The 21285-nt window shown below is 51.3% G+C and carries 20 protein-coding genes; 12 read left to right on the top strand and 8 right to left on the bottom strand.

From position 1 onward, the window contains the following. The first annotated feature begins 100 nt into the window (after positions 1-100). On the top strand, positions 101-2278 hold the full coding sequence (locus tag ACJHX3_RS10400) for a ShET2/EspL2 family type III secretion system effector toxin (RefSeq protein ID WP_094321903.1): 2178 nt from the start codon (positions 101-103) through the stop codon (positions 2276-2278). 147 nt (positions 2279-2425) lie between these two features. On the opposite strand, the gene mnmE is transcribed toward ACJHX3_RS10400, so the two are convergent. The 6 genes from mnmE to ACJHX3_RS10370 form a co-directional block, all read right to left on the bottom strand. Continuing rightward, positions 2426-3790 (bottom strand): tRNA uridine-5-carboxymethylaminomethyl(34) synthesis GTPase MnmE, encoded by a 1365-nt coding sequence (gene mnmE / locus ACJHX3_RS10395; RefSeq protein ID WP_001282361.1) that lies wholly within the window; start codon positions 3788-3790, stop codon positions 2426-2428. A gap of 105 nt (positions 3791-3895) precedes the next feature. Continuing rightward, positions 3896-5542, bottom strand: a complete 1647-nt coding sequence (gene yidC, locus ACJHX3_RS10390; protein ID WP_000378258.1) for a membrane protein insertase YidC — start codon at positions 5540-5542, stop codon at positions 3896-3898. Between the two features lie 2 nt (positions 5543-5544). Next, positions 5545-5802, bottom strand: coding sequence for a membrane protein insertion efficiency factor YidD (gene yidD, locus ACJHX3_RS10385; RefSeq protein WP_001307474.1), 258 nt, complete (start codon positions 5800-5802; stop codon positions 5545-5547). Continuing rightward, positions 5766-6125 carry a ribonuclease P protein component gene (gene rnpA / locus ACJHX3_RS10380; RefSeq protein WP_000239730.1) on the bottom strand — a complete coding sequence of 120 codons (360 nt, stop codon included), beginning with the start codon at positions 6123-6125 and terminating at the stop codon, positions 5766-5768. The genes yidD and rnpA overlap by 37 nt, the downstream gene beginning before the upstream one ends. A 16-nt stretch (positions 6126-6141) precedes the next feature. Further along, positions 6142-6282 carry a 50S ribosomal protein L34 gene (gene rpmH, locus ACJHX3_RS10375; RefSeq protein ID WP_000831330.1) on the bottom strand — a complete coding sequence of 47 codons (141 nt, stop codon included), beginning with the start codon at positions 6280-6282 and terminating at the stop codon, positions 6142-6144. A gap of 229 nt (positions 6283-6511) precedes the next feature. Continuing rightward, positions 6512-6592, bottom strand: coding sequence for a hypothetical protein (locus tag ACJHX3_RS10370; protein ID WP_122134670.1), 81 nt, complete (start codon positions 6590-6592; stop codon positions 6512-6514). A 296-nt stretch (positions 6593-6888) separates the two neighbouring features. On the opposite strand from ACJHX3_RS10370, the gene dnaA reads away from it, so the two are divergent. The 6 genes from dnaA to yidA all read left to right on the top strand — a co-directional run bounded on the left by dnaA (position 6889) and on the right by yidA (position 14478). Continuing rightward, entirely contained in the window at positions 6889-8292 is a 1404-nt protein-coding gene (dnaA, locus tag ACJHX3_RS10365; protein WP_000059111.1) for a chromosomal replication initiator protein DnaA, read from the top strand. Positions 8293-8296: 4 nt separating this feature from the next. After that, positions 8297-9397: a DNA polymerase III subunit beta gene (gene dnaN, locus ACJHX3_RS10360; RefSeq protein ID WP_000673464.1), complete on the top strand. Its 1101-nt coding sequence runs from the start codon at positions 8297-8299 to the stop codon at positions 9395-9397. Beyond that, a complete protein-coding gene (gene recF / locus ACJHX3_RS10355; protein WP_094321902.1) occupies positions 9397-10470 on the top strand; it encodes a DNA replication/repair protein RecF in 1074 nt (357 codons plus the stop codon). Before dnaN ends, recF begins: the two co-directional genes overlap by 1 nt. 28 nt (positions 10471-10498) lie before the next feature. Then, on the top strand, positions 10499-12913 hold the full coding sequence (gene gyrB, locus ACJHX3_RS10350; RefSeq protein ID WP_000072067.1) for a DNA topoisomerase (ATP-hydrolyzing) subunit B: 2415 nt from the start codon (positions 10499-10501) through the stop codon (positions 12911-12913). A 239-nt stretch (positions 12914-13152) separates the two neighbouring features. Further along, the gene (locus ACJHX3_RS10345) at positions 13153-13551 is read left to right on the top strand and encodes a YidB family protein (RefSeq protein ID WP_000522208.1); all 399 of its coding nucleotides are present in this window, start codon (positions 13153-13155) and stop codon (positions 13549-13551) included. A gap of 114 nt (positions 13552-13665) precedes the next feature. Beyond that, complete coding sequence (gene yidA, locus ACJHX3_RS10340) at positions 13666-14478, top strand: sugar-phosphatase (protein WP_024216261.1); 813 nt, start codon at positions 13666-13668, stop codon at positions 14476-14478. 43 nt (positions 14479-14521) lie between these two features. Here the strand turns inward: yidA and ACJHX3_RS10335 are convergent, their stop codons facing one another. Further along, complete coding sequence (locus ACJHX3_RS10335) at positions 14522-15178, bottom strand: hypothetical protein (RefSeq protein WP_000772921.1); 657 nt, start codon at positions 15176-15178, stop codon at positions 14522-14524. Between the two features lie 276 nt (positions 15179-15454). Here ACJHX3_RS10335 and dgoR point away from each other — a divergent pair, with 276 nt between their 5' ends. The 5 genes from dgoR to ACJHX3_RS10310 all read left to right on the top strand — a co-directional run bounded on the left by dgoR (position 15455) and on the right by ACJHX3_RS10310 (position 20177). Next, entirely contained in the window at positions 15455-16144 is a 690-nt protein-coding gene (dgoR, locus tag ACJHX3_RS10330) for a D-galactonate utilization transcriptional regulator DgoR (protein ID WP_000174305.1), read from the top strand. Beyond that, positions 16141-17019, top strand: a complete 879-nt coding sequence (gene dgoK, locus ACJHX3_RS10325; RefSeq protein ID WP_042063768.1) for a 2-dehydro-3-deoxygalactonokinase — start codon at positions 16141-16143, stop codon at positions 17017-17019. The genes dgoR and dgoK overlap by 4 nt, the downstream gene beginning before the upstream one ends. Further along, positions 17003-17620: a 2-dehydro-3-deoxy-6-phosphogalactonate aldolase gene (gene dgoA, locus ACJHX3_RS10320; protein WP_001198714.1), complete on the top strand. Its 618-nt coding sequence runs from the start codon at positions 17003-17005 to the stop codon at positions 17618-17620. The genes dgoK and dgoA overlap by 17 nt, the downstream gene beginning before the upstream one ends. Further along, positions 17617-18765 carry a galactonate dehydratase gene (dgoD, locus tag ACJHX3_RS10315; protein WP_000705001.1) on the top strand — a complete coding sequence of 383 codons (1149 nt, stop codon included), beginning with the start codon at positions 17617-17619 and terminating at the stop codon, positions 18763-18765. Before dgoA ends, dgoD begins: the two co-directional genes overlap by 4 nt. A gap of 74 nt (positions 18766-18839) precedes the next feature. Continuing rightward, positions 18840-20177 (top strand): MFS transporter, encoded by a 1338-nt coding sequence (locus ACJHX3_RS10310; protein ID WP_000253455.1) that lies wholly within the window; start codon positions 18840-18842, stop codon positions 20175-20177. Here the strand turns inward: ACJHX3_RS10310 and cbrA are convergent. Continuing rightward, the gene (cbrA, locus tag ACJHX3_RS10305; RefSeq protein WP_094321908.1) at positions 20174-21238 is read right to left on the bottom strand and encodes a colicin M resistance lipid reductase CbrA; all 1065 of its coding nucleotides are present in this window, start codon (positions 21236-21238) and stop codon (positions 20174-20176) included. The two genes, ACJHX3_RS10310 and cbrA, sit on opposite strands and share 4 nt — an antisense overlap. Positions 21239-21285 lie beyond the last annotated feature (47 nt).

Genomic DNA, 21285 nt, shown 5'->3' with positions numbered 1-21285 from the left:
AAAAGACAAATAACTCTATAAATGAGCGAAATTTGATAGTTGGTTTTTAAATAGTAACCTTATTATTACTACAACTTTCATATGAATGAGGGGAAAGAAAATGGTTGATAACGTAACTGTTGGCAGTGTATGTGCACAATCTCCTTCTTTCATGCCTGAGTTGGATGGAGGAAAAAATAAAACTCAATTGATCATTGATGATATAGTGGCGTATCTTAAAAATCCTTCAGTTTATTCGCTTGGAAAAGAAGGTCCGTTAAATCATTTTTTTAATAATTGTAGCGAGATTGAACCATGGGTTTTAATCGGTGGTGGACTTATTATTATTGTCTCCACATCTGAGCAAGACCCTGAAAGTCTGATTGTAACTGTGGGGGATATTGAAGGAAAGTGTGCTACACAGATTCCCGTACCACCCGCGCTTACAACATCCCTCAAAGATATTTTTATTCGCCCTCATACGAACGCAGATGATGAGAGTTTTACTAAAGAGCAGATAAAAGCTAATAGTAAATATGATATTGTAGATTATAACTGTAAGGTTTATTTTTATGAAAAACCGGAAGATTTAGTCGTATGCAGGCATATTTCTCTGCAGTATTGTATAGATTCATTGAATGAAAATACAGGGAAAGTTCCATTGAAGGAATGCTATTCAACTCCAGAAGGGATACAGCAACATATTCCATACGAGCTTGATCAGCAATTTGAAAATCTAATAAACAATCCACCACCCGGTACATTCGTCGTTGCCAGTGACAAGTTTGGGGAGACATTATCTGTCTTTTTTCATAGGATGGAAAAAGAGAAGTTAACGCATATGGCGGCAATCATTAAATCTCATACACACGCTATGGCCGTCCGCTTGAGGATAAAACAAACGCCTGCAGGAGAAACAGAATATGTTGTATCCTTTTATGATCCTAATGCAACCAATACTGCAGTACGCTATAAAGCAAAAAACTGTGATTCTTTTGGGTCATTACAAACATTTATAAATATTGAGTTGGCGAATATAAAATGGGTAAAAACAGAGATTTGCTCCGAGTGTGTAGGTATAATTCCTTATCTTCCTCGAGAACAGGCCCATTTATTAAGTGGTATAGAAAATGAATTGCAACAACCATTATCACCATCAGCATTATATCTATTAATGCAAATGGGGACGTATGAAAACATTGTTCTTTTTTTCGATAAGTTGCAAAATTCCCAAGAAATGACAGTATCAAAGGTTCTTGAGATTCTTGCTGCTAAAGGACCTGGAGGAACATATGGGTTATGTATGTTACTGCAATACGATAATCTTAATAAGATTAATGAATATATAAAAAATTTAAAAGAGTTGACCAGGAAATTTAATTTTAGCCAGGAAGACCTGGAAACTCTACTCCTTGCGAAAGATAACCGTGGTGTGAGCGCGATTTCTGTAGCTTTATCAAAAAATAAAAATGAGAATGAAAGTGTCAAGGCATGGTTGTCAGCGATAGATGACTTTGAGAAAGAATTTGGGGTAAATAAAAATGAAATACTTCTTAGTATAGGAAATGAAATAGACTCAACTTATGATTTAAATAGCGCTATTAGGACCAATAATTATAATGTTGTTAATATATTGCTCGCCAATATAAAAGCCAAAATGTTTAAAAATGAAATGAATAAAGAAGATATATTGAAACTGATGGCAGCAAGAGAAAAATGGACGGGGGAGTCAGACAAATGGACGAAGGCATCAGGCTTATATTCTGCGATAGTGAAAGGGTATACGGAGATTGTTGCCGCCTGGATGGAGACAGCTGATGTGATAGCCAGCCATTATGAAAATGATAAAGATGTGGTGAGAGAACTACTGTCGCTGAGCAGAAATAATGCCGTCTGCTCTTTGCATATTGCAAGCTTTAAGAAAATGAGTAAACAGGTCATTGACGTATATCTGAATGCGGCGATTCGCCTGGCGTTGCAACACGGGTTCACTTTCGATGAAATTGTGGAGCAGTTTACCCGTGACTTTGATGGCAAGCCATTCTCTCATGTGGTAAATAACGGGGATGATATACATATGGGACTCTGGCTGAAAATATTCAAAATTGTGGTTGGTGAAAATGAAAATTACCTTAAAGATGTGATGATGCAGCTGGAAGAAAAGAATAATGAAGGTAAATCTGTAATAAGTCTGGCAAATGGCAATCCTGTACTTAAAGAACTATTCTGGAAAGCAGTAGACGAATTTAACTTTCCGCAAGAGGAGCTTAATAGGTTAAAGCAATATCGTTCTCTGTAAAGACAGGACTGCAAGGTGTTTAAAGTCGCTCCAGCCAGTAGCAAAGGCAGTTTTGGTGCAGGATGCTCATAAAAAACAAGCGCTGTTCCGTTCTGATAGTTAGTTTCCCCAGAACGGAACAGTGCCCTTTATATCAATTTAGACGAGTTACTTACCAATACAGAAGCTGGAGAAAATCCGCCCCAGCAGGTCATCAGAAGTAAATTCCCCGGTGATCTCGCTTAAGTTCTGCTGTGCCAGGCGCAACTCTTCCGCCAGCAGTTCACCTGCCCAGGCTCCCAACAGTTGCGCTTTGCCCTGTTGTAGATGTTCCGCCGCTTGTTCCAGCGCCTGTAGGTGACGACGACGCGCCAGGAAGCCGCCTTCCATGTTGGTGTCAAAGCCCATGCTCTGTTTGAGATGGTTACGCAGCACGTCCACGCCTTCGCCAGTCCTTGCCGAGAGACGAATTAACGCGTGACCGTTCACTTCACTCATTCCCAGCGTTTCGCCGGTGATATCGGCTTTATTGCGCACCACGGTGATCGGCAGTTTCGCTGGCAGACGGGCGATAAATTCCGGCCAGATCTCTGCCGGATCAACGGCGTCTGTCGTGGTGCCATCGACCATAAACAGTACGCGGTCGGCCTGTTCAATTTCCTGCCACGCACGCTCGATACCAATACGTTCCACTTCGTCACTGGCTTCACGTAGCCCGGCGGTATCGATGATATGCAGCGGCATTCCGTCAATGTGGATATGCTCACGCAGCACGTCACGTGTGGTTCCGGCGATATCAGTTACGATTGCTGCTTCACGCCCCGCCAGCGCGTTTAACAGGCTCGATTTACCGGCGTTAGGACGTCCGGCAATCACCACCTTCATCCCTTCGCGCAACAAACTACCCTGACGTGCTTCAGCACGCACTGCATCAAGATCGGCAATCACGTCATTGAGCTGGGCTTCAATTTTGCCGTCGGAGAGGAAATCGATCTCTTCATCAGGGAAATCAATTGCCGCTTCGACGTAAATGCGCAAGTGGGTGAGGGCTTCCACCAGATGGTTGACCCGTGCGGAGAATGCGCCTTGCAGCGAGTTAAGTGCCGAACGGGCCGCCTGTTCCGAACTGGCGTCGATAAGATCCGCAATCGCCTCGGCCTGGGCTAAGTCGAGTTTATCGTTAAGAAACGCGCGTTCGGAAAACTCACCAGGGCGGGCAATCCGCAGGCCGGGAATGGTCAGAATGCGTTTTAACAGCAGGTCGAGGATCACCGGACCGCCATGACCCTGCAGTTCAAGCACATCTTCGCCGGTGAACGAGTTCGGGCCAGGGAACCATAGCGCAATCCCCTGATCGAGCACGCTGCCGTCGGCGTCTTTAAACGGAAGATAATCGGCGTAGCGCGGCTTAGGCAGTTTACCCAGCACGGTTTCGGCAACTTCACGGGCTTTGAGGCCGGAGATGCGCAGGATGCCAACGCCGCCACGTCCCGGAGGCGTGGCCTGGGCTACGATAGTGTCATTATCGCTCATGATGTTCCTGTTGCTTTGTGTGGCGGATGCGCGGTGCTTATCCGCCCTACGAAAAGAAAAAAGGCGGTCAACTGACCGCCCTTATTTTAGCGAAAACTCACCGAATCAGGATTTTTTCTTCTCGCGGCTATGCAGGCCACGTTTTTCCAGACCACGGTAAATCAGCTGCTGCTGAATAATGGTTACCAGGTTGCTGACGATATAGTACAGCACCAGACCTGACGGGAACCACAGGAAGAACACGGTGAAGATGACCGGCATAAAGGTCATGATCTTCTGCTGCATCGGGTCGGTCACGGTGGTCGGCGACATCTTCTGAATGAAGAACATCGTTACGCCCATCAGGATCGGCAGGATGTAGTACGGGTCCTGTGCAGACAGGTCGTGGATCCACAGTGCAAACGGTGCCTGACGCAGTTCAACGGAACCCATCAGCATGTAGTACAACGCCAGGAAGATTGGCATCTGGATCAGCAGCGGGAAGCAGCCGCCCAGCGGGTTAACCTTCTCAGCTTTGTACAGCGCCATCATTTCCTGACTGATACGCTGTTTGTCATCGCCCAGACGCTCACGCATTGCCTGAATCTTCGGCTGCAGCATACGCATCTTCGCCATGGAGGTGTACTGCGCTTTGGTCAGCGGGTACATGATGCCACGAACGATAAAGGTGATGATGATAATGGAGAAGCCCCAGTTACCCACAAAGCTATGGATCCATTTCAGCAGTTTGAACAGCGGCTGAGAGATGAACCACAACCAACCGTAATCAACGGTCAGATCCAGGTGCGGAGCAACAGCTGCCATTTTGTCCTGGATTTCCGGGCCAACCCACAGGGTGCTGTTCATCGCGCCAGTCTGACCAGGCTGAACCAGTACCGGCTGAGACTTGTAGCCGATAGCGGCGATGCCATTACCCAGATTAGCGGTATAGAAGTTATTGGTTCCGTCGTTATGCGGGATCCACGCCGTCGCGAAATACTGTTGCAGCATTGCCACCCAACCACCTTTCGAAGAGATGTTCAGGTTTTCGTTATCGGCAATGGTATCGAACTTGTATTTCTCGTACTTCTCGTCAGGCGTGGAGTACGCCGCGCCGCGGAAGGTGTGCAGTGCGAAGTTGCTGCTTCCGGTATCGAGATGCGGTGGCAGAGTGATGGATTGCTTCAACTGACCAAAGGTGGAGATCTCCAGCGGTTTCTCGCCAGCGTTCTGCACGTTGTAGTTGACGTTGACAGCGTAATCACCACGTTTCAGGACAAACGTTTTGGTAAACGTGTTGCCTGCCGCGTCGGTATACGTCATCGGCACCTGCAGTTCGTTTTGACCTTCAGCCAGCACATAAGCGTCTTTTTCAACGTTATACAGCGGACGTGGGCCGTTAGCCGGATTATCCGGGCCATCACGACCGGTCAGACCGCTCTGTGCCTGATAAATAAACTGCGGTGAAGTTTCCAGCAGCTGGAACGGCTGGGTAGAGTTCAGCTCTTTCGGGTAAGCAGGCAGCAGAGCTTGCTCAACATCACCACCACGGGTGTTGATGGTCAGATCAAGCACGTCGGTCTTAACCGAGATCAGTTTCCCCTGGCCACTGGCCGGTACGCCCTGGTCGGCGGCGCTACCCGCTGCGGTGGTCGTTGTCTGCGTGGTCTGTTGGGCCTGAGGTTGCGGGTTTTTATCCTGCTCCCAGGCTTGCCAGATCATGAAAGACACGAACAGCAAAGCGATGACTAAAAGATTGCGTTGCGAATCCATCGTTAGTGTTCTCTGGTATCAAATGGTCCGGGCGGGACGGGATCGTCACCACCAGGGTGTAAAGGGTGGCATTTTAATACGCGTTTCACCGTCAACCAACTGCCTTTTATCACTCCAAACCTGCGCAATGCCTCAATTCCGTAGCTTGAACAGGTTGGAGTGAAACGACAATGCGGCCCGAGTAGCGGACTAATCAGGCGTTGATAGACCCGAATGAGGGCTATCAGGACCCGCGAGCCAGGCGACAGTGGCGGCGCCATAATTTTTCCAACGCTTCCGAGAGAGCACGGTTATCGAGGTCGGCAACCCCTTTTTTCGCCACCACCACGAAATCCATAGCCGGGAGTTCATGTTGGCGCAGACGGAAGCTTTCACGCGTCAGACGTTTAATCCGATTGCGTTCATGGGCGCGTCGAACGTTTTTCTTGGCGACTGTAAGACCGATACGGGGATGCCCCAGCGAATTCAGGCGGCCGAGAATGGTAATTTGCGGCGTGCCAGCCCGTTGTGGCTGCTGGAAGACGAATGTGAATTGACTGGGAGTTAACAAGCGTAACTCCCTGGGAAATGCGAGCTTAACCACTCAGGGGTTAGCTTTATTACTTAGAAACGGTCAGACGAGCGCGGCCTTTAGCACGACGACGTGCCAGAACCTGACGACCATTTTTAGTAGCCATACGAGCACGGAAGCCGTGAGAACGGTTGCGCTTCAGTACAGACGGTTGAAAAGTGCGTTTCATGGCGATTTCTACCTAAACTTGAATAAATTCAATGGCTTTATTGGATATCCGCCGAAAAATGAAACGATGGACACCGAAGCCATGGGTGATTAAAGAGGCCGGATTGTAATAATTGTACACTCCGGAGTCAATTCTCTTTCCTTATTTACCGCGCTTTTCCGCACCTTTTCGCGTGGAAAACGTACGGCCTCACACCAGTGAAAACCAGCATGGCGCGCCGGGTGGAGGATTATACGGGCTGACGGGTAAAGCGCAAGGATCGTCCTGGATCTTTATTAGATCGATTAAGCCAATTTTTGTCTATGGTCATTAAATTTTCCAATATGCGGCGTAAATCGTGCCCGCCTCGCGGCAGGATCGTTTACACTTAGCGAGTTCTGGAAAGTCCTGTGGATAAATCGGGAAAATCTGTGAGAAACAGAAGATCTCTTGCGCAGTTTAGGCTATGATCCGCGGTCCCGATCGTTTTGCAGGATCTTGATCGGGCATATAACCGCAGACAGCGGTTCGTGCGTCACCCTCATGCAGGGTCTTTTCGACGTACGTCAACAATCATGAATGTTTCAGCCTTAGTCATTATCGACTTTTGTTCGAGTGGAGTCCGCCGTGTCACTTTCGCTTTGGCAGCAGTGTCTTGCCCGATTGCAGGATGAGTTACCAGCCACAGAATTCAGTATGTGGATACGCCCATTGCAGGCGGAACTGAGCGATAACACGCTGGCCCTGTACGCGCCAAACCGTTTTGTCCTCGATTGGGTACGGGACAAGTACCTTAATAATATCAATGGACTGCTAACCAGTTTCTGCGGAGCGGATGCCCCACAGCTGCGTTTTGAAGTCGGTACCAAACCGGTGACGCAAACGCCACAAGCGGCAGTGACGAGCAACGTCGCGGCCCCTGCACAGGTGGCGCAAACGCAGCCGCAACGTGCTGCGCCTTCTACGCGCTCAGGTTGGGATAACGTCCCGGCCCCGGCAGAACCGACCTATCGTTCTAACGTAAACGTCAAACACACGTTTGATAACTTCGTTGAAGGTAAATCTAACCAACTGGCGCGCGCGGCGGCTCGCCAGGTGGCAGATAACCCTGGCGGTGCCTATAACCCGTTGTTCCTTTATGGCGGCACGGGTCTGGGTAAAACTCACCTGCTGCATGCGGTGGGTAACGGCATTATGGCGCGCAAGCCGAATGCCAAAGTGGTTTATATGCACTCCGAGCGCTTTGTTCAGGACATGGTAAAAGCCCTGCAAAACAACGCGATCGAAGAGTTTAAACGCTACTACCGTTCCGTAGATGCACTGCTGATCGACGATATTCAGTTTTTTGCTAATAAAGAACGATCTCAGGAAGAGTTTTTCCACACCTTCAACGCCCTGCTGGAAGGTAATCAACAGATCATTCTCACCTCGGATCGCTATCCGAAAGAGATCAACGGCGTTGAGGATCGTTTGAAATCCCGCTTCGGCTGGGGGCTGACTGTGGCGATCGAACCGCCAGAGCTGGAAACCCGCGTGGCGATCCTGATGAAAAAGGCCGACGAAAACGACATTCGTTTGCCGGGCGAAGTGGCGTTCTTTATCGCCAAGCGTCTACGATCTAACGTACGTGAGCTGGAAGGCGCGCTGAACCGCGTTATTGCTAACGCTAACTTTACCGGACGGGCGATCACCATCGACTTCGTGCGTGAGGCGCTGCGCGACTTGCTGGCATTGCAGGAAAAACTGGTCACTATCGACAATATTCAGAAGACGGTGGCGGAGTACTACAAGATCAAAGTCGCGGATCTCCTTTCTAAGCGTCGATCCCGCTCGGTGGCGCGTCCGCGCCAGATGGCGATGGCGCTGGCGAAAGAGCTGACTAACCACAGTCTGCCGGAGATTGGCGATGCGTTTGGTGGTCGTGACCACACGACGGTGCTTCATGCCTGCCGGAAGATCGAGCAGCTGCGTGAAGAGAGCCACGATATCAAAGAAGATTTTTCAAATTTAATCAGAACATTGTCATCGTAAACCTATGAAATTTACCGTAGAACGTGAGCATTTATTAAAACCGCTACAACAGGTGAGCGGTCCGTTAGGTGGTCGTCCTACGCTACCGATTCTCGGTAATCTGCTGTTACAGGTTGCTGACGGTACGTTGTCGCTGACCGGTACTGATCTCGAGATGGAAATGGTGGCACGCGTTGCGCTGGTTCAGCCACACGAGCCAGGAGCGACGACCGTTCCGGCGCGCAAATTCTTTGATATCTGCCGTGGTCTGCCTGAAGGCGCGGAAATTGCCGTGCAGCTGGAAGGTGAGCGGATGCTGGTGCGCTCCGGGCGTAGCCGTTTTTCGCTGTCTACCCTGCCAGCGGCAGATTTCCCGAACCTCGATGACTGGCAGAGCGAAGTCGAATTTACCCTGCCACAGGCGACGATGAAGCGTCTGATTGAAGCGACCCAGTTTTCTATGGCGCATCAGGACGTTCGCTATTACTTAAACGGTATGCTGTTTGAAACCGAAGGTGAAGAACTGCGCACCGTGGCGACCGACGGCCACCGTCTGGCAGTCTGTTCAATGCCAATTGGTCAATCTTTGCCAAGCCATTCGGTGATCGTGCCGCGTAAAGGCGTGATTGAACTGATGCGTATGCTCGACGGCGGCGACAATCCGCTGCGCGTGCAGATTGGCAGCAACAACATTCGCGCCCACGTTGGCGACTTTATCTTCACCTCGAAACTGGTGGATGGTCGCTTCCCGGATTACCGACGCGTTCTGCCGAAGAACCCGGACAAACATCTGGAAGCAGGTTGCGATCTCCTCAAGCAGGCGTTTGCTCGCGCGGCAATTCTCTCTAACGAGAAATTCCGCGGCGTACGTCTGTATGTCAGCGAAAACCAGCTGAAAATCACCGCCAACAACCCGGAACAGGAAGAAGCGGAAGAGATCCTCGACGTTACCTATAGCGGTGCGGAGATGGAAATCGGCTTCAACGTCAGCTATGTGCTGGATGTTCTGAACGCGCTGAAATGCGAAAACGTGCGCATGATGCTGACCGATTCGGTTTCCAGCGTGCAGATTGAAGATGCCGCATCACAGTCGGCTGCCTATGTTGTCATGCCAATGAGACTGTAATGTCCCTCACCCGCTTGTTGATCCGCGATTTCCGCAATATCGAAACCGCGGATCTCGCTTTATCTCCCGGCTTTAACTTTCTGGTAGGTGCCAACGGCAGTGGCAAAACCAGCGTGCTGGAAGCCATCTATACGCTCGGCCATGGTCGGGCGTTTCGCAGTTTGCAGATTGGTCGCGTCATTCGCTATGAGCAGGAGGCGTTTGTTCTCCATGGGCGATTACAGGGCGAAGAGCGCGAGACGGCGATTGGCTTAACCAAAGACAAACAGGGCGACAGCAAAGTCCGCATCGACGGTACTGACGGGCATAAAGTCGCGGAACTGGCGCACCTGATGCCAATGCAGCTGATAACGCCAGAAGGGTTTACTTTACTCAACGGCGGCCCCAAATACAGAAGAGCATTCCTCGACTGGGGATGCTTTCACAACGAACCCGGATTTTTCACCGCCTGGAGCAATCTCAAGCGATTGCTCAAGCAGCGCAATGCGGCGCTGCGCCAGGTGACACGTTACGAACAGCTACGCCCGTGGGATAAAGAACTGATCCCGCTGGCGGAGCAAATCAGTACCTGGCGCGCGGAGTATAGCGCCGGTATCGCGGCCGATATGGCTGATACCTGTAAGCAATTTCTCCCTGAGTTTTCTCTGACTTTCTCTTTCCAGCGCGGCTGGGAGAAAGAGACAGAGTACGCTGAGGTGCTGGAACGTAATTTTGAACGCGATCGCCAGCTAACCTACACCGCGCATGGCCCGCATAAAGCGGACTTACGCATTCGCGCCGACGGTGCGCCGGTGGAAGATACCTTATCGCGTGGGCAGCTTAAGCTGTTGATGTGCGCCTTACGTCTGGCGCAAGGAGAGTTCCTCACCCGTGTAAGCGGGCGGCGGTGTCTCTACCTGATAGATGATTTTGCCTCTGAGCTTGATGATGAGCGTCGCGGGCTGCTTGCCAGCCGCTTAAAAGCGACGCAATCGCAGGTCTTTGTCAGCGCGATCAGTGCTGAACACGTTATAGACATGTCGGACGAAAATTCGAAGATGTTTACCGTGGAAAAGGGTAAAATAACGGATTAACCCAAGTATAAATGAGCGAGAAACGTTGATGTCGAATTCTTATGACTCCTCCAGTATCAAAGTCCTGAAAGGGCTGGATGCGGTGCGTAAGCGCCCGGGTATGTATATCGGCGACACGGATGACGGCACCGGTCTGCACCACATGGTATTCGAGGTGGTAGATAACGCTATCGACGAAGCGCTCGCGGGTCACTGTAAAGAAATTATCGTCACCATTCACGCCGATAACTCTGTCTCTGTACAGGATGACGGGCGCGGCATTCCGACCGGTATTCACCCGGAAGAGGGCGTATCGGCGGCGGAAGTGATCATGACCGTTCTGCACGCAGGCGGTAAATTTGACGATAACTCCTATAAAGTGTCCGGCGGTCTGCACGGCGTTGGTGTTTCGGTAGTAAACGCCCTGTCGCAAAAACTGGAGCTGGTTATCCAGCGCGAGGGTAAAATTCACCGTCAGATCTACGAACACGGTGTACCGCAGGCTCCGCTGGCGGTTACCGGCGAGACTGAAAAAACCGGCACCATGGTGCGTTTCTGGCCAAGCCTCGAAACCTTCACCAATGTGACCGAGTTCGAATATGAAATTCTGGCGAAACGTCTGCGTGAGTTGTCGTTCCTCAACTCCGGCGTTTCCATTCGTCTGCGCGACAAGCGCGACGGTAAAGAAGACCACTTCCACTATGAAGGCGGCATCAAGGCGTTCGTTGAATATCTGAACAAGAACAAAACGCCGATCCACCCGAATATCTTCTACTTCTCCACCGAAAAAGACGGTATCGGCGTCGAAGTGGCGTTGCAGTGGAACGATGGCTTCCAGGAAAACATCTACTGCTTTACCAACAACATTCCGCAGCGTGACGGTGGTACTCACCTGGCAGGCTTCCGTGCGGCAATGACCCGTACCCTGAACGCCTACATGGACAAAGAAGGCTACAGCAAAAAAGCCAAAGTCAGCGCCACCGGTGACGATGCGCGTGAAGGCCTGATTGCGGTCGTTTCCGTGAAAGTGCCGGACCCGAAATTCTCCTCCCAGACCAAAGACAAACTGGTTTCTTCTGAGGTGAAATCGGCGGTTGAACAGCAGATGAACGAACTGCTGGCAGAATACCTGCTGGAAAACCCAACCGACGCGAAAATCGTGGTTGGCAAAATTATCGATGCTGCCCGTGCCCGTGAAGCGGCGCGTCGCGCGCGTGAAATGACCCGCCGTAAAGGTGCGCTCGACTTAGCGGGCCTGCCGGGCAAACTGGCAGACTGCCAGGAACGCGATCCGGCGCTTTCCGAACTGTACCTTGTGGAAGGGGACTCCGCGGGCGGCTCTGCGAAGCAGGGACGTAACCGCAAGAACCAGGCGATTCTGCCGCTGAAGGGTAAAATCCTCAACGTCGAGAAAGCGCGCTTCGACAAGATGCTCTCTTCTCAGGAAGTGGCGACGCTTATCACCGCGCTTGGTTGTGGTATCGGTCGTGACGAGTACAACCCGGACAAACTGCGTTATCACAGCATCATCATCATGACCGATGCGGACGTCGACGGCTCGCACATTCGTACGCTGCTGTTGACCTTCTTCTATCGTCAGATGCCGGAAATCGTTGAACGCGGTCACGTCTACATCGCTCAGCCGCCGCTGTACAAAGTGAAGAAAGGCAAGCAGGAACAGTACATTAAAGACGACGAAGCGATGGATCAGTACCAAATCTCCATCGCGCTGGATGGCGCAACGCTGCACACCAACGCCAGTGCACCGGCATTGGCTGGCGAAGCGTTAGAGAAACTGGTGTCTGAGTACAACGCGACGCAGAAAATGATCAACCGCATGGAGCGTCGTTATCCGAAAGCAATGCTGAAAGAGCTTATCTATCAGCCGACGCTGACGGAAGCCGACCTCTCTGATGAGCAGACCGTTACTCGCTGGGTGAACGCGCTGGTCAGCGAACTGAACGATAAAGAACAGCACGGCAGCCAGTGGAAGTTTGATGTCCACACCAATGCCGAACAAAACCTGTTTGAACCGATTGTTCGCGTGCGTACCCACGGTGTGGATACTGACTATCCGCTGGATCACGAATTTATCACCGGCGGCGAATATCGTCGTATCTGCACGCTGGGTGAGAAACTGCGTGGCTTGCTGGAAGAAGATGCATTTATCGAACGTGGCGAGCGTCGTCAGCCGGTAGCGAGCTTCGAGCAGGCGCTGGACTGGCTGGTGAAAGAGTCCCGTCGCGGTCTCTCCATCCAGCGTTATAAAGGTCTGGGCGAGATGAACCCGGAACAGCTGTGGGAAACCACTATGGACCCGGAAAGCCGCCGTATGTTGCGCGTTACCGTTAAAGATGCGATTGCTGCCGACCAGTTGTTCACCACGCTGATGGGCGACGCCGTTGAACCGCGCCGTGCGTTTATTGAAGAGAACGCCCTGAAAGCGGCGAATATCGATATTTAATGACGTTAACAATGTGAGCGTGCCTGATGCGCTACGCTTATCAGGCCTACGAGACTCGTGCAATATATTGAATTTGCATGATTTTGTAGGCCGGATCAGACGTTAACGCCGCATCCGGCAAGAAGCTATAAGAAAAGGGCGGAGATCATCTTCGCCCTTTTTATTTCTGCAATCCGCAATTATCATCCCGCAGATCTATACTTTTTGAGTCAACACGTAACGCTTTACAGGTGATTATCATGGGGCTTTTTGATGAAGTTGTCGGTGCCTTTCTGAAAGGCGATGCGGGGAAATATCAGGCCATTTTGAGCTGGGTTGAGGAGCAGGGCGGCATTCAGGTGCTGCTGGAAAAACTGCAAAGTGGCGGCTTAGGGGCCATTCTCTCAACCTGGCTGAGTAATCAACAGGGCAATCAATCGGTTAGCGGCGAGCAACTGGAATCGGCGCTCGGCACAAATGCGGTGTCCGATCTCGGGCAAAAACTGGGCGTGGATACCAGTACGGCTTCCAGTTTACTGGCAGAACAATTGCCGAAGATTATTGATGCACTCTCACCGCAAGGTGAAGTGTCACCACAAGCCAATAACGATCTGCTTTCCGCAGGCATGGAACTGCTGAAAGGGAAACTCTTCCGCTAAGCAAATGGGGAGCACGCAACGCGCGTTGCATCCCCCTTTTCCCCAGGGTGTTGTACTGATTTTTGAGCGGAATCGCGTTAGCATGGGTCAGGAACCAATCTACCTGGGGAACTCATGGCTATCAAACTCATTGCTATCGATATGGATGGCACCCTTCTGCTGCCCGATCACACCATTTCACCCGCCGTTAAAAATGCGATTGCCGCAGCTCGCGCCCGTGGCGTAAATGTCGTGCTGACGACGGGCCGCCCTTATGCAGGTGTTCATAATTACCTGAAAGAGCTGCACATGGAACAGCCGGGCGACTACTGCATTACTTATAACGGCGCGCTGGTACAGAAGGCCGCCGATGGTAGCACCGTGGCGCAAACCGCTCTCAGCTATGACGACTACCGTTTCCTGGAAAAACTCTCCCGCGAAGTCGGTTCTCATTTCCACGCGCTGGACCGCACCACGCTGTACACCGCCAACCGTGATATCAGCTACTACACGGTGCATGAATCCTTCGTTGCCACCATTCCGCTGGTGTTCTGCGAAGCGGAGAAAATGGACCCCAATACCCAGTTCCTGAAAGTGATGATGATTGATGAACCCGCCATCCTCAACCAGGCGATCGCGCGTATTCCGCAGGAAGTGAAAGAGAAATATACCGTGCTGAAAAGTGCGCCGTACTTCCTCGAAATCCTCGATAAACGCGTTAACAAAGGTACGGGTGTGAAATCACTGGCCGACGTGTTAGGTATTAAACCGGAAGAAATCATGGCGATTGGCGATCAGGAAAACGACATCGCAATGATTGAATATGCAGGTGTCGGTGTGGCAATGGATAATGCTATTCCTTCGGTGAAAGAAGTGGCGAACTTTGTCACCAAATCCAACCTTGAAGATGGCGTGGCGTTTGCCATTGAAAAGTATGTGCTGAATTAATCAGTGAATGGGCAAACGGCATGAATGCGTTTGCCCGCAGCGATTAACAATTTCTGGTCGTGCATAAAATCAGGAACTGGAGTGGTGACGTTACTATATCCAGCGTAAGAGTGACTGGCAGCAGCGCATTAACGAGGCCGCGCGGGACGCCATCTGTTGCTTTGTACTCATAAAATCCCACCGTAAAGGGTTGATGGAAAACCATCACGTTTGAGTAATCCGCTTTTTTATTTTTCTGGTGGATTGAGCCTTTCAAACCGTCCAGCATCCATGTACAACGCCGGGTATCACAAATAAAACCATATTGTGTTGCCAGTGCCTTATCTTCTTCGTTGTTCCAGTCGTAATAGAGCGTAATAGCACCAGAGAAATTCTTATTACTGCTGCTTAAAATAAATTTCGCGTTATCAGAAACGGTGATTCTTTCACCATGAATTGCCGGATCGTTCAGCATTTTAACCACCTCATCGCCGCCGGTGGTCAACAGATAGTCCAACGATTCACCAACAAAAACATAGCCTTTCGTACCGTTACTATCTTCTGCCAGCGATAAACCCTTAATCGTGTCTGACCGCCATTGCTCGGCATGTGGAGGGCTTGCGGTATTAAAAACCAGTCCTGCGGTGATACATCCGGTCAACGCAAATGCCAAAGAACACAAACCGGCAGCCTTAAAAAATCCCTTAAAATTCAACTTCATGATTAATCCTTTAAACGAGTAGCTAAGCCGTTGAAAGCATACTCTTCTTTCCCTCCTGTTTAGCGCCTGTTCTCCCTTTTCAGATTTCTGCCCGACGCATGTCATTTTTTATGCATTGTTCTTTTTGTGATCTAAATTGTAGTACAACAATATAATTTTGTACTACATTACGCACACGGCAAACGCGAACGTCATCACGCTGGTACTACAAAGTTGCCGCGTTATGCATCGATCGGGGTAAAGTAGAGAAGAACATACAGAGCACAAGGACTCTCCATGACTCTCAATAAAACCGATCGCATCGTTATTACGCTGGGTAAACAGATCGTTCACGGCAAATACGTGCCAGGCTCGCCGCTTCCGGCTGAGGCGGAACTCTGTGAGGAGTTTGCAACCTCGCGCAACATTATCCGTGAGGTGTTTCGTTCGCTGATGGCGAAGCGGCTGATTGAAATGAAACGTTATCGCGGGGCGTTTGTGGCGCCGCGTAACCAGTGGAATTACCTCGACACTGACGTACTGCAATGGGTGCTGGAAAACGACTACGACCCACGGCTTATCAGTGCAATGAGCGAAGTGCGAAATCTGGTGGAACCGGCGATTGCCCGTTGGGCAGCAGAGCGCGCGACCTCCAGCGATCTGGCGCAGATTGAATCGGCGCTGAACGAGATGATTGCCAACAATCAGGACCGCGAAGCGTTTAACGAAGCGGATATTCGCTACCACGAGGCGGTGCTGCAGTCGGTGCATAACCCGGTGTTACAGCAACTTAGCATTGCGATCAGTTCGCTGCAGCGGGCGGTTTTTGAACGAACCTGGATGGGCGATGAGGCCAACATGCCGCAAACGCTCCAGGAACATAAGGCGCTGTTCGATGCGATAAGGCATCAGGACGGCGATGCGGCAGAGCAGGCGGCGCTTACCATGATCGCCAGCTCGACACGAAGGTTAAAGGAAATCACATGACAGCTCGCTACATCGCAATTGACTGGGGATCGACCAATCTGCGCGCCTGGCTTTATCAGGGCGACCACTGCCTGGACAGCAGGCAATCAGAAGCAGGCGTCACGCGCCTGAACGGAAAATCTCCGGCTGCGGTGTTAGCAGAAGTGACGACCGACTGGCATGAAGGGAATACGCCAGTGGTGATGGCAGGAATGGTCGGCAGCAATGTCGGCTGGAAAGTTGCACCGTATTTATCCGTTCCTGCCCGTTTTTCGTCTATTGGCGAACAATTAACGTCTGTTGGCGACAATATCTGGATTATTCCCGGATTATGCGTCTCTCATGACGATAACCACAATGTGATGCGCGGCGAAGAAACACAATTGATCGGCGCGCGCACTTTGGCTCCTTCCTCTCTTTATGTTATGCCCGGAACCCATTGCAAATGGGTGCAGGCCGATAGCCAACAAATCAACGATTTTCGCACCGTGATGACCGGTGAATTACATCATTTACTGTTAAATCACTCATTGATTGGCGCAGGTTTGCCGCCGCAGGAAAACTCTGCCGATGCCTTCGCGGCTGGCCTTGAGCGTGGCCTTAATGCGCCCGCCATATTGCCGCAGCTTTTTGAAGTTCGCGCCTCGCATGTGCTGGGAACGCTTCCCCGTGAACAGGTCAGCGAATTTCTCTCTGGTTTGTTGATTGGCGCAGAGGTCGCCAGTATGCGCGACTATGTGACCCATCAACACGCCATCACCCTTGTCGCCGGAACATCGCTGACCGCGCGCTACCAGCAAGCCTTTCAGGCGATGGGGTGCGACGTGACGGCGGTAGCGGGCGACACGGCATTTCAGGCTGGTATAAGGAGCATCGCTCATGCAGTGGCAAACTAAACTCCCGCTGATCGCCATTTTGCGCGGTATTACGCCCGACGAGGCGCTGGCGCATGTTGGCGCGGTGATTGACGCCGGGTTCGACGCGGTTGAAATCCCGCTGAATTCCCCACAATGGGAGCAGAGCATTCCCGCCATCGTTGATGCGTATGGCGACAAGGCGTTGATTGGCGCAGGTACGGTACTGAAACCTGAACAGGTCGATGCACTCGCCAGGATGGGCTGCCAGCTCATCGTTACGCCCAATATCCATAGTGAAGTGATCCGCCGTGCGGTGGGCTACGGTATGACCGTTTGCCCCGGCTGCGCGACGGCGACCGAAGCCTTTACAGCGCTCGACGCGGGCGCGCAGGCGCTGAAAATATTTCCGTCATCGGCTTTTGGTCCGCAATACATCAAAGCGTTAAAAGCGGTATTACCACCGGACATCGCAGTCTTTGCCGTTGGCGGCGTGACGCCAGAAAACCTGGCGCAGTGGATAGACGCAGGTTGTGCAGGAGCAGGTTTAGGCAGCGATCTCTATCGCGCCGGGCAGACCGTAGAACGCACCGCGCAGCAGGCAGCAGCATTTGTTAAGGCGTATCGAGAGGCAGTGCAATGAAAATCACCAAAATTACCACGTATCGTTTACCTCCCCGCTGGATGTTCCTGAAAATTGAAACCGATGAAGGCGTGGTCGGTTGGGGCGAGCCCGTGATCGAAGGCCGCGCCCGTACGGTGGAAGCGGCAGTTCACGAGCTGGGTGACTATTTGATTGGTCAGGATCCATCGCGCATCAATGACTTATGGCAAGTGATGTATCGCGCCGGATTTTATCGTGGCGGTCCGATCCTGATGAGCGCCATTGCCGGGATCGACCAGGCGTTATGGGATATCAAAGGTAAAGTGCTGAACGCGCCGGTCTGGCAACTGATGGGCGGCCTGGTTCGCGACAAAATTAAAGCCTACAGTTGGGTCGGCGGCGATCGTCCGGCGGATGTTATCGACGGCATTAAAACGCTGCGCGAAATCGGCTTCGATACCTTCAAACTGAACGGTTGTGAAGAACTGGGGCTAATTGATAACTCCCGCGCGGTAGATGCGGCAGTCAACACAGTGGCACAAATTCGTGAAGCTTTTGGCAATCAGATTGAGTTTGGTCTTGATTTCCACGGTCGCGTCAGCGCGCCGATGGCGAAAGTGCTGATTAAAGAACTGGAGCCGTATCGCCCGCTGTTTATTGAAGAGCCGGTGCTGGCGGAACAGGCCGAATACTACCCGAAACTGGCGGCACAAACGCATATTCCACTGGCGGCGGGTGAACGCATGTTCTCACGCTTCGATTTTAAACGCGTGCTGGAGGCGGGCGGTATTTCGATTCTGCAACCGGATCTCTCTCATGCAGGCGGTATTACCGAATGCTACAAAATTGCCGGAATGGCAGAAGCCTATGACGTGACCCTTGCGCCGCACTGTCCTCTCGGACCGATTGCACTGGCGGCTTGTCTGCATATCGACTTTGTTTCCTATAACGCCGTACTTCAGGAACAAAGTATGGGCATTCATTACAACAAAGGCGCGGAGTTACTCGACTTTGTGAAAAACAAAGAAGACTTCAGCATGGTCGGCGGTTTCTTTAAACCATTAACGAAACCGGGCTTAGGTGTGGAAATCGACGAAGCTAAAGTTATTGAGTTCAGTAAAAATGCCCCGGACTGGCGTAATCCGCTCTGGCGTCATGAAGATAACAGCGTAGCAGAGTGGTAATTCCTGCCACGTAAGCCCCTCATCGGGCACTAAAACAGCAATACAAAAATATAACCCTCTGTAAATTACAGGGCATGGTGAGCGGCTTCGCTATGCCCAAAATCTGGAGAAAGCTCGCTATGGATATTCCCGTTAATGCAGCAAAGCCGGGGCGTCGGCGTTATCTGACGCTGGTGATGATCTTTATTACGGTGGTCATTTGTTATGTTGACCGCGCTAACCTGGCCGTGGCTTCCGCCCATATTCAGGAAGAGTTCGGTATTACCAAAGCGGAAATGGGCTATGTATTTTCGGCCTTCGCCTGGCTTTATACGCTATGCCAGATCCCCGGCGGTTGGTTTTTAGATCGCGTAGGTTCTCGCGTGACTTATTTTATTGCGATATTTGGCTGGTCAGTGGCGACTTTATTCCAGGGCTTTGCCACGGGATTAATGTCATTAATTGGTCTGCGCGCGATAACCGGTATTTTCGAAGCGCCCGCTTTCCCGACCAATAACCGGATGGTGACCAGCTGGTTCCCGGAACATGAACGCGCTTCCGCCGTTGGTTTTTATACGTCTGGTCAGTTTGTCGGTCTGGCGTTTCTGACTCCGCTGCTGATCTGGATTCAGGAAATGTTGAGCTGGCACTGGGTGTTCATTGTCACTGGTGGTATCGGCATTATCTGGTCGCTGATTTGGTTTAAGGTTTATCAGCCGCCGCGCCTGACTAAAGGTATCAGCAAAGCTGAACTGGATTACATTCGTGATGGCGGCGGTCTGGTGGATGGTGATGCGCCGGTGAAGAAAGAGGCGCGTCAGCCGTTAACAGCCAAAGACTGGAAACTGGTGTTCCATCGTAAACTGATTGGCGTCTATCTTGGGCAATTTGCGGTGGCTTCTACACTGTGGTTTTTCTTAACCTGGTTCCCGAACTATTTAACCCAGGAAAAAGGAATCACAGCGCTGAAAGCAGGATTTATGACCACGGTGCCGTTTCTTGCGGCGTTTGTCGGCGTCCTGCTCTCTGGCTGGGTCGCGGATCTGCTGGTACGTAAGGGCTTTTCACTGGGCTTTGCGCGTAAAACGCCGATTATCTGCGGCTTGCTGATCTCCACCTGCATTATGGGCGCTAACTACACCAACGATCCGATGATGATTATGTGCCTGATGGCGCTGGCATTCTTCGGCAACGGTTTTGCTTCGATTACCTGGTCGCTGGTCTCTTCTCTGGCACCGATGCGCCTGATTGGTTTAACCGGCGGCGTGTTTAACTTTGCCGGTGGTCTGGGCGGCATCACCGTTCCGCTGGTGGTGGGGTACCTGGCGCAGGGTTACGGTTTCGCACCTGCACTGGTTTATATTTCTGCCGTCGCGTTGATTGGCGCGCTCTCTTACATCCTGCTGGTGGGCGATGTGAAGCGCGTTGGCTAATCTTTCAACTGTGGAATATGCGCCACACCACTGCGCATAATCCACTTTCTTAAAGCCGGTGCGGTCAGGCATCGGCTTTTTACTATCTTGCCGAAGAGTTTTAAACGCAGTTTGCGGGTGGCGCGCCAGTAGGCGGCGTTGCTCTTCTCCGGCTGCTTCAGTAACACTGAACGCAGAATCTCTGCGCTATCCAGCGCATAGCTAATTCCCTCCAGCGAGCTGGCGCTGATAAATCCCGCTGCTTCACCAATCAGAAAGGCATTGTCCTTACCGCAGACAAAATCCTGCCAACGTGAGGGAAACAACACGGTACATTTCTCACTTTTCACCGCTTTGCCAAACTGGAACTGAAAGGCGCTCATTTTCTCTTTCAGCGTCGCGAAACGCGTCTGACCGTCTTTCATTGGATAGGCACCGCCAAAGATAAAATAACCGTCTTTGCTGATACTCCATGAGTAACAGTCAGTTATCGCATTATCAAAGATGCAGGAGTAGAACGGCACCGGATGCTTCTCTGCGAACCACTGCTGGATAGCGACATATTTACGAATTTGATGGTCCGGGTAGAGATGTCGCCGCACCATCGAGTTGGCACCATCGGCACCGACCAGATAGCGGGCGGTAATATGCTGCTCCCAACCGTCTGCACGAAAAATGACATGCCATTTATCATCCTCACGCCAGATTTTTCGACACAGGCTATCGTGGTAAACCTCAACGCTGGCGGGGATCAGCGATTTCATCCACAAGTCGAAAGCGTGGCGATTAATATTGATATAGCTTCGCTGGTAGTTACGTGTGAGCGATGCGGCGACGTCGACGGTTTTGACGCTGAAAATCTGCGGGTTGGCGATCACATCGACAGGAAGCGTCAGTCCATCGCGAATAAAAGATCGCTGCGCGTCCGGTGCCAGCAGACCGCCGCAGGGTTTGCTGAAACCTTCAGTACCATGCTGGTGCTTTTTATCCTGCGCGATCACCTGCATTTTGTCTGCTAACTTTCGCGCCAACGCCGAACCTGCTGGACCGAGGCCAATAATCGCCACGTCGAAATGTTCCATCTTTTCACTCACATTCATCACGATGGCAAAAGACTATTGTCTGAAAG

This window comes from Escherichia sp. WS1265 (assembly GCF_046487585.1).
Lineage (GTDB): Bacteria > Pseudomonadota > Gammaproteobacteria > Enterobacterales > Enterobacteriaceae > Escherichia > Escherichia coli.
The sequence above is the reverse complement of the archived record's forward strand: the minus strand, read 5'-3'. Positions and strand labels throughout refer to the sequence as shown.